The organism is Stenotrophomonas sp. STEN087 (assembly GCF_056759115.1).
Genome location: NZ_JBRRCR010000018.1, coordinates 19,393 through 31,561 on the forward strand (window position 1 = coordinate 19,393; position 12,169 = coordinate 31,561).

A 12,169-nucleotide genomic window follows, 5' to 3' on the forward strand; every position below is an offset into this window, starting at 1 on the left:
GCTGGCTAGGGACAACCCTGTGGATAGGTGGTGGGCAGCCGGTGGGAAAGCCGGTATGGCCGGTTGGATGGCCATCGGGCAGTGACTTCCGGCCGGTGACGGCACCGTGCGGGCGCGGGATGCTGGGGCCCTGCACTGACCGGAAAGGATTCCACCATGCGCCTGCCCCTGCCCGCCCTGGCCCTGCTGGCCTGCCTGGCCACCGCCCCGGTGCTGGCCGGCGACGCCCCGAAGCTGCGCTCGGACCAGTGCGGCATGCGCACCGACTACGACGTGCTGGTGGACAGCGGTGGCATCTGGCTGCGGCATGGCCCGCAGGCGCCGCATGAGGTGGTGTTCCACGATGGCGTGCTGAGCCTGGACGACACGATCGTGCCGGTCAGCGAGGCCGACGCCGCCCGCCTGCGGCAGATGGAGGCCGGGGCGCGGCAGCTGATGCCGGCGGCCACCGCGCTGGCCCAGGAAGTGAGCGGACTGAGCTTCGACGTGCTCGACGGGGTTTATGAGAGCCTCACCGGCACCGCCAACAGCCGCAAGGTCCGGCGCCTGCGCCGGCAGGCCGATGACTGGATCGGCGGCACGCTGGGCAAGGGCTACTGGGAACAGGCGGTGTTCGGGCCGGGCTTCGAGGCCAAGGTGCAGGACATGGCCGAGTCGCTGTCCGCATCCATCGCCCGCAGCATGCTGTGGCAGATGGTCACCGGCCGCAGCGAGGCGATGGAGGAGCGCGCCGACCGCCTGGACGCGCAGATGGAACAGCAGCTGGAAGGCCGCGCCGAGCGCATCGAGGCCCGCGCGCAGGCGCTGTGCCCGCTGGTGGCCGCCGTGGCCGAGGCCCACGACGCGCTCGAGGTCCGCTATCAGGGGCAGCCGCTGCGGCTGATCCAGCGCAGTGAGGGCGTGCAGGTGGCGGCCAGCGTGCGCGAGCAGCCGCAGGATGATGCGGTGGCGCCGAGTCGATAAGCCCGGCGTGGATGCCGGCCAGCGGCCGGCACTACCGGGTCAGGCCGCATCCGGCACAATGGTCACCCCTCACGCGCCGCCGTACCGCCATGACCGACCTTGCCCCGCAGACCCCGATCGAAACCCTGCTGAAGGCCGCCATGGACGGAGCCGTGCCGATCCGCGCCTTCATGGAAGCCTTCGTGGCCTCCGAGGTGGTGCTGCTGACCGGCAGCCTGGTCACCCCCGATGGCAGCGGCTTCGACCCGCTGCTGTTCGACAAGCAGGGCACCCTGCATGTGGCGGTGTTCACCGATCCGGCGCGGGTGGGCATCCACAGCCAGCAGGCGCCGCACCAGATCCGCTGGCTGATGCTGGACGTGCTGCGCCGCGTGCCCGGTGGCTACGGCGTGGTGGTCAACCCCGGCACCACGCTGGGCTTCGAGATCTCCGCCAGCGGCGTGGGCGAGATCCTGAAGGATTTCGCGCAGGGCTGAGCAGGATCTCGTACATGGATTCGATTGCTCGCACCGCCACCCAGCATGAACGTCTGGCCGCGACCTGGCTGGTGACGGGCGTGGCTGTGTCGCTGGCGACAGGGCTGACGCTGGGCTTCGGCTTCGATATCCACGATACCCCCGCACCCCTGTTGGCATGGGTAGGCAGTTGGGGTGCGGCCTGGCATCTGTACCACGGTGCGCGATTGAAGGGACGGCGCGCGTGGCTGTGCGGTGGCCTTGCTGTGCTGGGGCCAGTGCCCGCGCTCATGGTCCACATGTGGTTGCGCAGGGCGTAGGCACCGCCTGCCCGGTGGCTAAGGCGTTGGCGGGATCCTGAAGGATCTTGCACAGGTGTAGAGTCGAGCCATGCTCGACTCATCTGGAATCGCGCGAACGGCAGTCGGGCGTGGCTCGACGCTACAGAAGCAGCAGGCGGGCATGATTCAACGTTGCGGGATGCTTCCCTTCGCGCGCCGTCCGTGATTCCCTTGGGCGATATCGGGATGCAGGCTCTGTCATGGAATTCAGGGAACTACCCAGCGGCGCGCCGGAAAATCTGCAGCTGGCCCAGTGGTACCACACGCAATGGGGCAAGGAAGCGGGCCTATCGCTGGAACAGGAACTGCAGCGGCTCAACCAGCCGCAGGACGCCGGCGGTTTCCCGCACCGGATTGCTGCATTTCATGAAGGTCAGATAGTCGGTGCGGTGCAACTCAAGCGTCGGGAAATGCAGGCGTTTCCGCAGTATGAGCATTGGCTGGGCAGTGTATTCGTGGCCGACAACCATCGTGGGCGTGGGCTCGCCAGCAATCTCGTCGATGAGGCGGTGGCGCTGGCGCGGCAGAAGGGCGTGCGCGAGCTCTACCTGCAGACCGAAGCGCTGGATGGCGGCCTGTACGCGCGGCTGGGCTGGCAGCCCATCTGCGAGGCCGACAGCCACGGCTATCACGTACTGGTGATGGTGCGGAGGCTGCACGCATGACCACTTCTGCACCTCGTCATTCCCGCAACGCGCTGATCTTCCTGATCGCAGCGATTGTCGCTGCATTGCTGGCCCTGCCGCTGCTGGGCGCGGCAGCAGGGGCGTTCGGCCTGGGTCTTCGGTGGGCCTGCGCTGCTGGGCACGGTCGCTTTGATCGTCGTGTATGTTCTGCTGGCGGCCCTGCCGTCCTTGGCACGGTCGCCGCGATGGTGGTGTACCGGCTGTTTGTCTTACCCGGCGCCGAAGCACGGAGTGTCGCCGCAAGATTGAAGTCGCCGGGGGCTGGTACTGCCTGACAAGGGCTCGTACTGCTACTGTGACATGGAAGATGCTGTTTCGTCGCCTGTCATATACATGGCCCGGTCAAGCGCATTGCGTCGAGCATCTTTTTGTTCTACGTATCTGAACAGATCTTGCTCGATCACCCGATTGCTGAGTGCCTTGAGTCGCTCAAGTTCCGCCTCGGATCTGCCAGGTGAGTCGACAGAAAGTTGAAGGCTGTTTGCGATTTGTAGTGAAATTCTCCCGCGAAGTTCGGTGGCCTCTCTTGCTTGTCCGTGTTCGTCAAACAGGGTGTGGATCGACATGGCAAGATCATCTGTGTGCTGCTGTCGTAGGCTGGGGATCATCTGGTTTGCGTAAAAAAAACCTAAAATTGTCGAGAGGATCGCTGTAAGCAGGTGTGTTCCGAATAAAATATACTTCTTCATTGCGGCTTGTCCTAGCGCGGGAGAATCCATTCGCAGCGATCAAGTTTTCCATTCACGGTGCCGCATCGGAATTGTCCACCCCCGAAGAGATAGCGGACTTCGCGAGGCCAGTCGCTCTTGTCGATGTCGATATCGATGTTTCCTCCGTTCTTGATTGTGTCCGATTCGGGGAGGAGATCGCCATGGACATTCTTGGCGGTGCCTTCAATAAGGCGCGCAGCTCCTCTCACCATTGGATTGATCTGCCAGCAGGCGGTGTCTCCGTTGTCCATTAGCAGGCAGCCGCCGACACCTTTCCCAAAGAAATATTCGAGAGATCTGAATAGCGAGCCGATCAGATTTCCATTGATTTGGCCGTGCTGCCACGCTGGATTTTTCGTCGTTTGCGCAATTCGAATTACATCGTCAACTGCAGGGATAAATTGATTTGCGACGTATGCGCTTGAAAAATACCCGCTGTCATTGCTGGGTTTGACGAAAATCCACTCTTTGGACATGTGGACGATGGCCTCCAGCTGGAGGCGTTCGCCATCGCTGAGTTCATGTGAACTGCTGTCGTAGTCTCCTTGACCATTTGGAGTGTTTATGGATCTGCTGGGCAAGCGCCAAGTAGGGACTTCGATGTCGTTGATGTCATCGAATCCTAAAGGTGAATGAGCCCTTTCGATTCGCTTGGGTACTTCCCCGGGTGGTACGTAGTTGACAGTGACGTATAGCGCTTGCGCAGTATTTGGATTGACGACCATGTACCTATCCCAGCCGCGACGATCACCATGGGCGATTTCGCCTGCAGACTCATACTGCCAATCCTGCGAGCAGTTTCCGCAGGTTACGATTTGAACTGCATGCGCCGTTGACGGAAGCGCAGAGCATGCGGTCATAATCAAGACCGACGCCACAATGTTTTTCATGATCTGATTTCCCTTGGTTGGCGATTGCTGTACGCGGATTCGACTCGGAATTGACGTGAACCCGTGTGTTCATGCTGCCGGCTTGGCTATTTGATCTGAATAGGCCATCTGCTTTCGAAGCGCAGGAAACAAGATCGTTTGGGTGTCAGGGAATGAGAGATTGGCCTGTGAGTGGGCGCGGCAGCAGGGCCGCCCGGCCTGGGCCTTTCGGTGGGCCTGCGCTGCTGGGTACGGTCGCTTCGATCGTGGTGTATGTGCTGCTGGCGTTGCTGGGGCCGAAGCGCGGGGCATCGCCACAGCGGTGACGCGGGCAAGCTCTGTCAGGCATGGCCTGGCACTACTGGAATCAGTTCAGGCCGAAGCGTGGGGCATCTCCGCGGGGGTGATGCGGGCAACCGCTGCCAGGCATGGCCTGGCACTACTGGAATCGGTTCGGGCCGAAGCGCGGGGCAACGCCACGAGTATCAGTTCGGGTAGTAGACCAGGGCGGAGCCCTCGGCCAGTGCTTCTTCGTAGAAGCCGGCAAAGCGACGGTAGGCATCGGTGTTGAGCGCGTCCACCTGGAATCGGCCGCAGCGCAGGTCGCTGACCTGATCGAAACCGAAACGCGCGGACTCCGCCAGGGCCAGGTCGAAGGCATCACGCTCTTCGTCCTGCCTCAGGAACAGCATGGCGTTGTGGACTGCGCCGGGTTCAGGCGCATTCCATTCAAACTCCGTGGTGCCGGCATAGCGGCCGGTGAATCCATAGACCATCACGATCACGGTGCATCTCCCGGCAGGACAGCGGAGGTGCCGGCAATCACCGGCACCTCCGCAGGCATCACATCGACACCTTCTTCCGGTTGTCGTCGCTGTCGCGGTCGATCAGCTTGTTGTACGGATCGAACCCGGCCTCATCCGGTTTGCCATCCACGGTCACGGTGATCACCGGGGCGGCCTCGGTGATGTGGTGGCGCTTCAGGTACAGCACCTTCTGGTCGCGTTCCTTGCCGGAAGGTGCATTGGCGAACACGCCGATCTCGATCCAGTCGTCCAGCGTGGCCGGGGTTTCCTTGCCCTGGCCATCGGCATGCACCTTGGCGGCGTGCAGCTTCAGGGTCACGTCGTAGCGGCCATCCGCACGCTTCTTCGCGCTGGCCGTCTCCAGCCGGTTGTCGTACAGGGTGATCTTCTCGAACAGGTCGGTCAGCAGCTGCTGGCGGTCGGCCGGCGCTTCGGCTCGCAGGTAGCCCAGCAGTTCGCGCGAGGTGGTGTACGGCGGCTGCTGGTAGCCCTTGTCCTGCAGGAAGCGCTTCAGTGCGCGGTTCAGGGCGGCTTCGCCCATCTCCTCGCGCAGGCGGTAGAACACCAGCGAACCCTTGCGGTAGTGGATGTACTGCTGGTTTTCCACCCGCTCCAGCGGCAGCTCCTCGATGCGTTCGCTGCCACGCTCGGCCAGGTACCGGTCCAGTTCGGTCTTCAGGAACTGGCGCATGTGCGCGCGGCCGTACTCCTGTTCCATCACCATCAATGCCGAGTACTGCGCCAGTGATTCGGACAGCATGGTGGCGCCCTGCACGTTGGCGCCGATCACCTGGTGTGCCCACCACTGGTGGGCGATCTCATGCGCGGTGACGTAGAACACGTAGTCCACGTTGTCCGGGTCGCGCAGGTCGGCGATGAAGCCGAGCGACTCGGAGTAGGGAATGGTGTTGGCGAAGGACTGGGCGAAGCTGCGGTAGCCCGGGAACTCGATGATGCGCACCTGGCGATGCTGGTACGGGGTGAAGTTCGCCTCGTAGTAGGCCAGCGACTTCTGCACGGCCTCGATCATCCGATCCACGTTGTAGGGGTGGGCCGGGTCGAAGTACACCTCGATCGGGATGTCCTTGTACATGCCTTTCTTCACCTGCCAGCGTGCGGACAGGTAGGCGTAGAAGTTCAGCATCGGCCGGTCCATGGCGTAGCTGAAGCAGCGCCGCCCATCCACGGTGGCTTCCTTCTGCAGGTAGCCCGGTGCCAGCGCCACCTGGTCTGGTGCGGTGCAGATGGTGGTGCGGAAATCCAGCCAGTCGGCGTCGTTGGACACGTAGTTGTTGGCGCGCGCGGCGTCATCCTCCAGCTTCGGCATGCGGGTCGGCTCACCCAGCCCGCGCTTGCGCCGCTCGTTGCGATCCTTCAACTCGCTGTTCTCGTCGTAGCCGAAGGAGGGCAGCAAGCCGCTGTTGAAGAACGTGCCGTTGTCCACGATGTTGCTGGGCGCCTGGCCAGCGGTGATGCCCTTTGGCTTCTGCTCGACGCGGAAATGTACCGTGCGCTGTTCGCCGGGCTGCAGCGGCGTGGCCAGGCGGTAGATGCGGTAGCCCAGGTCCACGTCGTGGTAGCTCAGGGTCTGCCCGCCAAGGTCGACCTTGATCAGCTCACGGTCGTCGCCCATCGAGATGTGGATGTCGTTGATCGGCACAGCGTGCGGATTGCGGATCGTCCAGTCGGCATCGATGGTCACCGTCTGCGTTTCCGGACGCAGGTCCACGCGGTTGTCGATGGCGATGATGCGCGGCTGCGGCAGGTTGCGGTACTTGGACAGCTCGCGCTCGTAGCGCACCTGCAGGTCACGCTGCTGGTCCGGCGACACGAACTCGTTGCGGATGTTGGTGCTCCAGTACAGCCAGCTGCCCAGGGCAACAAAGGCGACCAGCGATACAGCGAACCCCGCGCCGGTCGGACCGCGCAGGCGGTGCATGGCCAGCTTCACCCGCTCACGCAGACCGGTGCCGACGCCGCGCACCCAGAACGCGGAGGCCAGGAACAGCAGTGCGATCAGCAACAGGGCCCAGTAAGCCTGGAACACCAGCTGGCCCGGCAGGAAGTGGCCGTAGCCATTCATGTCCGAGTACGGGGCGTTGGGCCAGTTGCCGAAGTTGTACAGGTTCTGGGTGAAGTCCAGCAGCCCCAGTGCGACCTGGGCGATCATCACCACGATCAGCAGCGCATAGCCGAAGAACTTGTTGTTGGTCAGCACCTGCAGGACCAGTGCCAGCCCACCCATCAGGACATAGAACACCGAACCCAGCGCCAGGACTTTCAGGTACAGCAGTGGCTGCAGGTGGGTGAAGCCCTGGACCAGCTGCATCGCCATCGACACCACTGCGCCGATGAGCTGGAACGCGGCAACGATGACCACCAGCGTGGTGAACCGGGCCAGCAGCGGTACCCAGTTGGGCACGGGCATGGCGTCGTTCACTTCGTTCAGGCGCGCGGTGCGCTCCTTCCAGATCAGTTCACCCGAATAGAACAGCACGATGATCACCAGCAGCCAGCTGTAGGCGCCCTGCAGGGACGACAGCATTTCGGCGGTCACCGGCCATATCGGCGTGCCGTACAGCGCTCGCTGCTGCAACGCGCCGGGGATGAAGTTGGCCAGGCCGAGGATCAGCAGTACGATGAAGGGCACGCTGCGCAGCACGCCGAAGGTATCGAAGCGTACCTGTCGCAGGAACTGCTGCAGGCTGGTGGCGGCGCCGAAGACCGGGCGCACGCGCGGTGCCACGATACGCGTCGGCCGTGCCGGTTCGGTGCTGGCAACGACCTTGCGTCGGCCCCAGCGGCTGCGGGCGCTGCCGGCGCGTTCGGTGCGGAACAGGGCGAAGGTGGCGGCGAACAGCGCTGCGGCCACACCCAGCCACAGGGCGCGGTTGGCCAGCAGGTAACCGGCTACCGGTGGCAGCTGCGTGTTGCTCTGCTCGGTGGCCCAGTAGCGCACGGCACGGCCCAGCGCACGCATGCCCAGCGGCTCGGTCAGCGTGGCGATCCAGACGTTGTCGATGTCCTTCAGCAGCGAGGCACTCACCCCGTACAGGACGAAGTAGCCGACCAGACCGATGTAGACCCACAGGATCGAGCGGGTCGCCGCCGCCAGCAACGAAAGCAGCGCGGTGGTGAACACCACGTTGGGCAGGACGATCCAGGTGAACGTCCAGGCATACGCAGCCAGCGACACCGGGCCCACCCGGGCCTTGTCCATCCACGGCATGAACGGCCCCAGGAAGATGCCCAGTGCGATGACCAGGTAGACCACCAGGCTGGCGCAGATCGCGGCGAGGATGCGCCCGGCCAGGTAGTCGCGGCGCTTGATCGGGCTGGCGAAGATCAGTTCGGCGGTGCCCAGCTCGAAGTCGCGCAGCAGGGCGTTGCTGACGAACATCGTGGACACCAGCATGCACACCATGGTGAAGATGCCCATGAAGCGTGCGATGACGATGGGCGCGTTGCTGTACACGTTGCCGGTGCCGCCGCCGATCTGCACGGCTTCGGTGGAAGCAGCGGCGAAGGCCAGCGCGGCGAACAGGAAGGCCAGCAGCCACAGCAGCGGCGAACGCAGCTGCTCGCGCAGCTCGAAGCGGAAGAAGGTCAGGATCATGGTCTACTCCGGTCAGGCCGCGCGGGCACGCGCCTGCAGGCGCAGGCGCTGGAAGTAGACGTCCTCGAGATCGGGGGCCACGGCGCGGAAGCCATCGCCGGGATCGCTGGCACTGTGGATGTGGATGACCGGGCGGCCGCCGACCAGGCGCGTGGACAGCACCACGTAGCGCGCCTCGTGGTCGGCCAGCTCGGACGGATCGACCTGCTTGCGCCAGACCTGGTTTGCCAGCGCTTCGATGGCATCGGTGGGGCGGCCGGTCAGCAGCACCTGGCCCTTGTTCATGATGGCCATGCTCGGGCACAGGTCGGTGACGTCCTCCACGATGTGGGTGGACAGGATCACCGCGACGTTCTCGCCGATGGCGGCCAGCAGGTTGAGGAAGCGGTTGCGCTCCTCCGGGTCGAGACCGGCGGTGGGTTCATCGACGATGACCAGGCGCGGATCGCCGAGCAGGGCCTGGGCGATGCCGAAGCGCTGGCGCATGCCGCCGGAGTAGGTGCCCAGCTTGCGCTTGCGCGCGTCCCACAGGTTCACCTGCTGCAGCAGGCCGTCCACTACTTCGCGGCGCTGCGCGCGCTGGGTCAGGCCCTTGAGCACGGCGAAGTGTTCCAGCAGGTCGAGCGCGCTGACCTTGGGATAGACGCCGAAATCCTGCGGCAGGTAACCCAGGCGGCGGCGCACGGCGTCCTTGTCGCGCAGTACGTCGATCGGCGCTTCGCCGGGAATGGTCAGCACCGCCGTGCCGCTGTCGGCTTCCTGCAGGGTGGACAGGGTACGCATCAGCGAGGATTTGCCGGCGCCGTTGGGGCCCAGCAGGCCGAACATGCCGCGCGGGATGTCCAGGGTGACCGCGTTCAACGCGTGGACGCCGTTGGCGTAGGTCTTGGACAGCGAGTCGATCTGCAGCATGCGGCGTACACCTCTTCCCTGTGTGTGAAGTGCCGTTTATCGCGCTGAATACGACGTCGGTCAATGCCGATGGTCATGGTTCCGGCAATTGGGGAGGGTCAGGTGATGAATTTCCTCTCCTGCCTGGCTGCGCGGTCCGTCGATTCCCGTCGTTGCGCTGATCGGTCATCATCGGGCGCTATCCAGGGAAGGGAGCAGGGCATGGGCGGGTATCTGTTGCTGAAGGACGATTTCGAGGCGCGCATCCGCCTGCTGGCCCATGAAGAAGGCGGCCGCCGCCACCCTGCGTACAACGGCATCCGCTGGGACTTCGCCTATGCCGATGCATCGGGCGAATTCGAGCTGTTCATGATCTTCCCGGAGTTCCTTGGCGAGGATGGCCAGCCGCTGGCCGAGGACATCGCGCTGCCGGTCGGCCCGTGGCTGCGGGCGAGGATGCGGATCGTGAACCGGGAACTGCGCCAGACCCTGCATCGCGATCGCATCGTCGAGGATGTCCGCTACCATTGTCATGAGGGCCCGCACGTATCCGCGGTAGGGGAAGTCACGCGGATTACCGGCCTGCACGAGACCCTGTAGAGCCGAGCCATGCTCGGCTGCCGTTGTTCGGCTCTACATCCGCTGCGACGACTCGCGCACCACCAGCTTCACCGGAATGCTCAGGCTCTCCACCGGCTGGCGGCCGATCAGCGCCAGCAGTTTCTCCACCAGCAGCTGGCCCGCCTGCTTGGTGTCCTGCTGCACGGTGGTCAGTGCCGGCGACACCGAGGCGGCAAGCGGAATATCGTCGAAGCCGGTCACGGCCACGTCCTGCGGCACGCGCAGGCCCGCCTCGCGCAATGCACGCATCGCACCGATGGCGATCAGGTCGCTGGCGGCGCAGATCGCATCGATGCGTTCACCGCGTGCCAGCAACGCCTGGCAGGCTTCCTGCCCGGAGGCCTCGGTGGTGATGGCATCGTGCTGCAGCGCCGGGTCGGCGGCCAAGCCGTGCGTGCGCAGCGCCTCGACATGGCCGCGGTAGCGCTCCTCGAATTCCGGATAATGGCTGGACGCATGGCCGAGGAAGGCGATGCGACGGCAGCCCTGCTGCAGCAGATGGGCGGTGATGTCATGCCCACCCTGGAAGTTGTCGCTGCCGATCGACACACCCGGCTGGCCGGGCAGGGCCGCGCCCCAGCGCACGAAATGCGTGCCCTGTTCGACCAGTCGCTGCAGGCGGTCGCGCGACTGGTGGTAGTCGCCGTAGCCGAGCAGGATGATGCCGTCGGCCTTGTTGCTGTCCTCGTAGTCGGCCTGCCAATCGGTGGACAGCTGCTGGAAGGACACCAGCAGGTCCTGCCCATGCAGCGCGCAGGCGCGGGTGATCGAGCCCAGCATCGAGTGGAAGAACGGGTTGATCAGCGAGTCATCATTGGTCGGGTCTTCGAAGAACAGCAGGGCCAGCGTGCCGGCATTGCGCAGGCGCAGGCTGGAGGCGTTCTTGTCGACCTTGTAGTTCAGCTCGCGGGCGATGCGCAGGATGCGCTCGCGGGTTTCGGCGTTGACCATCGGGCTGCCGCGCAGGGCACGCGACACCGTGGGCTGGGAAACCCCGGCCAGGTGGGCGATGTCCAGGGACGTGGCTTTGCCTTTGATGGTCATGTCGAAGAAATGCGGGCAGACCCGGCGATGATGCCATGGGCTGCTGCAACGTGCGGAACCGGGGCGCTACCATCGCCGTTGTTTTCCGTTGATCCTGCACATGCAGCCTGCCTACCTGACCGCCGAACACCCCTGGGACCTGCTGGACTGGCATGAGGCCGTGGATGCACTGCGCGAGGGCCACCGCCAGGGCCAGCCGCGCAGCGCCGACATCCACCTGCACGGCGAGCACGGCGATCTGTTCTCGCGCGCCAGCGGTATCGACGGCGTGGGTTACGGGCTGAAGGCGGAATCACTGTTCGGCGGCAATCCCGCCCGCGGCCTGCCCACCTCGCAGGGCGTGATGCTGGTGTTCGCACCGGACGACGGCCGCCTGCGGGCGATGGTCGACAGCCGGGTCATCACCGCGCTGAAGACCGCCTCCGATTCGGTGCTGGCCGCCGGCTACCTCGCCGCGCCGGGCATCAGCCACCTGCTGGTGGTCGGGGCCGGGGTGATGGCCGGCCACCTGGCGCGCGCCTGCAGCGCTCTGTTCCCCGGGCTGCAGCGGATCTCGGTGTGGTCGCGTCGCCCGGAGGCCGCGCAGGCGCTGGTCGCCTCGCTGGCCGGCCTTCCGGCCGAGGTGGTGGCGGTGCAGGACCTGCAGGCGGCGGCCGGGCAGGCCGACATCATCTGCACGGCAACGATGTCGACCGCGCCGCTGGTCTACGGGGCCTGGCTGAAGGCGGGGGTGCATGTCGATCTGGTTGGCGGTTTCACCCCGTCCATGCGTGAATCCGATGACGACCTGGTGGCCCGGGCGGCGGTCTACGTGGATTGCCGCGCATCAGCGCTGCAGGCCGGCGATCTGGCCCAGCCGCTCGCGGCCGGTCGCATCGGTCCCGACCACGTGCGCGGTGACCTCTACGACCTGGTGGCGGCCCCGGGCCGGCCCGAGGCGGACATCACCGTGTTCAAGAATGCCGGCGGCGCCCACCTGGACCTGATGGTGGCGGCCCGGTTGCTGCAGAGGCACGGCCTGTAAGGGCTGCGGGCGGTTTGCCGGGGCTGGCAGGGGCAATTCCCGAGACGCCTTGGCGGCAGTTTCCGACAGGGCTGGAGGGGTCAGGGATGTTAGACTGGGCCGTTCTGGCATTCCCCAAATTCAACGGGGCGGCCCTGTCCTGC

The 12,169-nt window shown here is 65.0% G+C and carries 12 protein-coding genes and 1 pseudogene; 7 read left to right on the top strand and 6 right to left on the bottom strand.

Features of this window, described 5'->3' with window-relative positions; genetic code table 11:
* Positions 1–156: 156 nt before the first annotated feature.
* From ACVOK1_RS07015 to ACVOK1_RS07035, 5 genes and pseudogenes are all read left to right on the top strand, one after another.
* Positions 157–963 carry a DUF2884 family protein gene (locus tag ACVOK1_RS07015; RefSeq protein ID WP_108767353.1) on the top strand — a complete coding sequence of 269 codons (807 nt, stop codon included), beginning with the start codon at positions 157–159 and terminating at the stop codon, positions 961–963.
* Positions 964–1,052: 89 nt separating this feature from the next.
* Entirely contained in the window at positions 1,053–1,439 is a 387-nt protein-coding gene (locus tag ACVOK1_RS07020; RefSeq protein WP_079220982.1) for an SseB family protein, read from the top strand.
* Between the two features lie 14 nt (positions 1,440–1,453).
* Positions 1,454–1,738 (top strand): hypothetical protein, encoded by a 285-nt coding sequence (locus tag ACVOK1_RS07025; protein WP_481561550.1) that lies wholly within the window; start codon positions 1,454–1,456, stop codon positions 1,736–1,738.
* A 221-nt stretch (positions 1,739–1,959) separates the two neighbouring features.
* Positions 1,960–2,424, top strand: coding sequence for a GNAT family N-acetyltransferase (locus tag ACVOK1_RS07030; protein ID WP_481561551.1), 465 nt, complete (start codon positions 1,960–1,962; stop codon positions 2,422–2,424).
* A pseudogene (locus tag ACVOK1_RS07035) lies at positions 2,421–2,694 on the top strand (hypothetical protein). Before ACVOK1_RS07030 ends, ACVOK1_RS07035 begins: the two are co-directional and overlap by 4 nt.
* Positions 2,695–2,735: 41 nt before the next feature.
* Here ACVOK1_RS07035 and ACVOK1_RS07040 read toward each other — a convergent pair.
* The 5 genes from ACVOK1_RS07040 to ACVOK1_RS07060 form a co-directional block, all read right to left on the bottom strand.
* Positions 2,736–3,134 (bottom strand): hypothetical protein, encoded by a 399-nt coding sequence (locus ACVOK1_RS07040; RefSeq protein ID WP_481561552.1) that lies wholly within the window; start codon positions 3,132–3,134, stop codon positions 2,736–2,738.
* Between the two features lie 11 nt (positions 3,135–3,145).
* The gene (locus ACVOK1_RS07045; RefSeq protein WP_481561553.1) at positions 3,146–4,045 is read right to left on the bottom strand and encodes a hypothetical protein; all 900 of its coding nucleotides are present in this window, start codon (positions 4,043–4,045) and stop codon (positions 3,146–3,148) included.
* 464 nt (positions 4,046–4,509) lie between these two features.
* Positions 4,510–4,809, bottom strand: a complete 300-nt coding sequence (locus ACVOK1_RS07050) for a hypothetical protein (RefSeq protein ID WP_481561554.1) — start codon at positions 4,807–4,809, stop codon at positions 4,510–4,512.
* A 58-nt stretch (positions 4,810–4,867) separates the two neighbouring features.
* Positions 4,868–8,446, bottom strand: coding sequence for an ABC transporter permease/M1 family aminopeptidase (locus ACVOK1_RS07055; RefSeq protein WP_481561555.1), 3,579 nt, complete (start codon positions 8,444–8,446; stop codon positions 4,868–4,870).
* 12 nt (positions 8,447–8,458) lie between these two features.
* Positions 8,459–9,358, bottom strand: a complete 900-nt coding sequence (locus ACVOK1_RS07060; protein ID WP_406232566.1) for an ABC transporter ATP-binding protein — start codon at positions 9,356–9,358, stop codon at positions 8,459–8,461.
* 105 nt (positions 9,359–9,463) lie between these two features.
* Here ACVOK1_RS07060 and ACVOK1_RS07065 point away from each other — a divergent pair, with 105 nt between their 5' ends.
* On the top strand, positions 9,464–9,937 hold the full coding sequence (locus tag ACVOK1_RS07065) for a hypothetical protein (protein ID WP_481561556.1): 474 nt from the start codon (positions 9,464–9,466) through the stop codon (positions 9,935–9,937).
* Positions 9,938–9,970: 33 nt separating this feature from the next.
* Here ACVOK1_RS07065 and ACVOK1_RS07070 read toward each other — a convergent pair whose 3' ends face one another.
* Positions 9,971–11,002: a LacI family DNA-binding transcriptional regulator gene (locus tag ACVOK1_RS07070; protein WP_108768104.1), complete on the bottom strand. Its 1,032-nt coding sequence runs from the start codon at positions 11,000–11,002 to the stop codon at positions 9,971–9,973.
* A gap of 100 nt (positions 11,003–11,102) precedes the next feature.
* Between ACVOK1_RS07070 and ACVOK1_RS07075 the strand changes: the two genes are divergently transcribed.
* A complete protein-coding gene (locus ACVOK1_RS07075) occupies positions 11,103–12,026 on the top strand; it encodes an ornithine cyclodeaminase family protein (RefSeq protein ID WP_481561557.1) in 924 nt (307 codons plus the stop codon).
* Positions 12,027–12,169: the final 143 nt, after the last annotated feature.

Excerpts from the sequence above, each read along its gene's own strand:
- ACVOK1_RS07015 (WP_108767353.1), top strand. The coding sequence starts at position 157 with ATGCGCCTGCCCCTGCCCGCCCTGGCCCTGCTGGCCTGCCTGGCCACC.
- ACVOK1_RS07020 (WP_079220982.1), top strand. The coding sequence starts at position 1,053 with ATGACCGACCTTGCCCCGCAGACCCCGATCGAAACCCTGCTGAAGGCC.
- ACVOK1_RS07025 (WP_481561550.1), top strand. The coding sequence starts at position 1,454 with ATGGATTCGATTGCTCGCACCGCCACCCAGCATGAACGTCTGGCCGCG.
- ACVOK1_RS07030 (WP_481561551.1), top strand. The coding sequence starts at position 1,960 with ATGGAATTCAGGGAACTACCCAGCGGCGCGCCGGAAAATCTGCAGCTG.
- ACVOK1_RS07040 (WP_481561552.1), bottom strand. The coding sequence starts at position 3,134 with ATGAAGAAGTATATTTTATTCGGAACACACCTGCTTACAGCGATCCTC.
- ACVOK1_RS07045 (WP_481561553.1), bottom strand. The coding sequence starts at position 4,045 with ATGAAAAACATTGTGGCGTCGGTCTTGATTATGACCGCATGCTCTGCG.
- ACVOK1_RS07055 (WP_481561555.1), bottom strand. The coding sequence starts at position 8,446 with ATGATCCTGACCTTCTTCCGCTTCGAGCTGCGCGAGCAGCTGCGTTCG.
- ACVOK1_RS07060 (WP_406232566.1), bottom strand. The coding sequence starts at position 9,358 with ATGCTGCAGATCGACTCGCTGTCCAAGACCTACGCCAACGGCGTCCAC.
- ACVOK1_RS07065 (WP_481561556.1), top strand. The coding sequence starts at position 9,464 with ATGAATTTCCTCTCCTGCCTGGCTGCGCGGTCCGTCGATTCCCGTCGT.
- ACVOK1_RS07070 (WP_108768104.1), bottom strand. The coding sequence starts at position 11,002 with ATGACCATCAAAGGCAAAGCCACGTCCCTGGACATCGCCCACCTGGCC.
- ACVOK1_RS07075 (WP_481561557.1), top strand. The coding sequence starts at position 11,103 with ATGCAGCCTGCCTACCTGACCGCCGAACACCCCTGGGACCTGCTGGAC.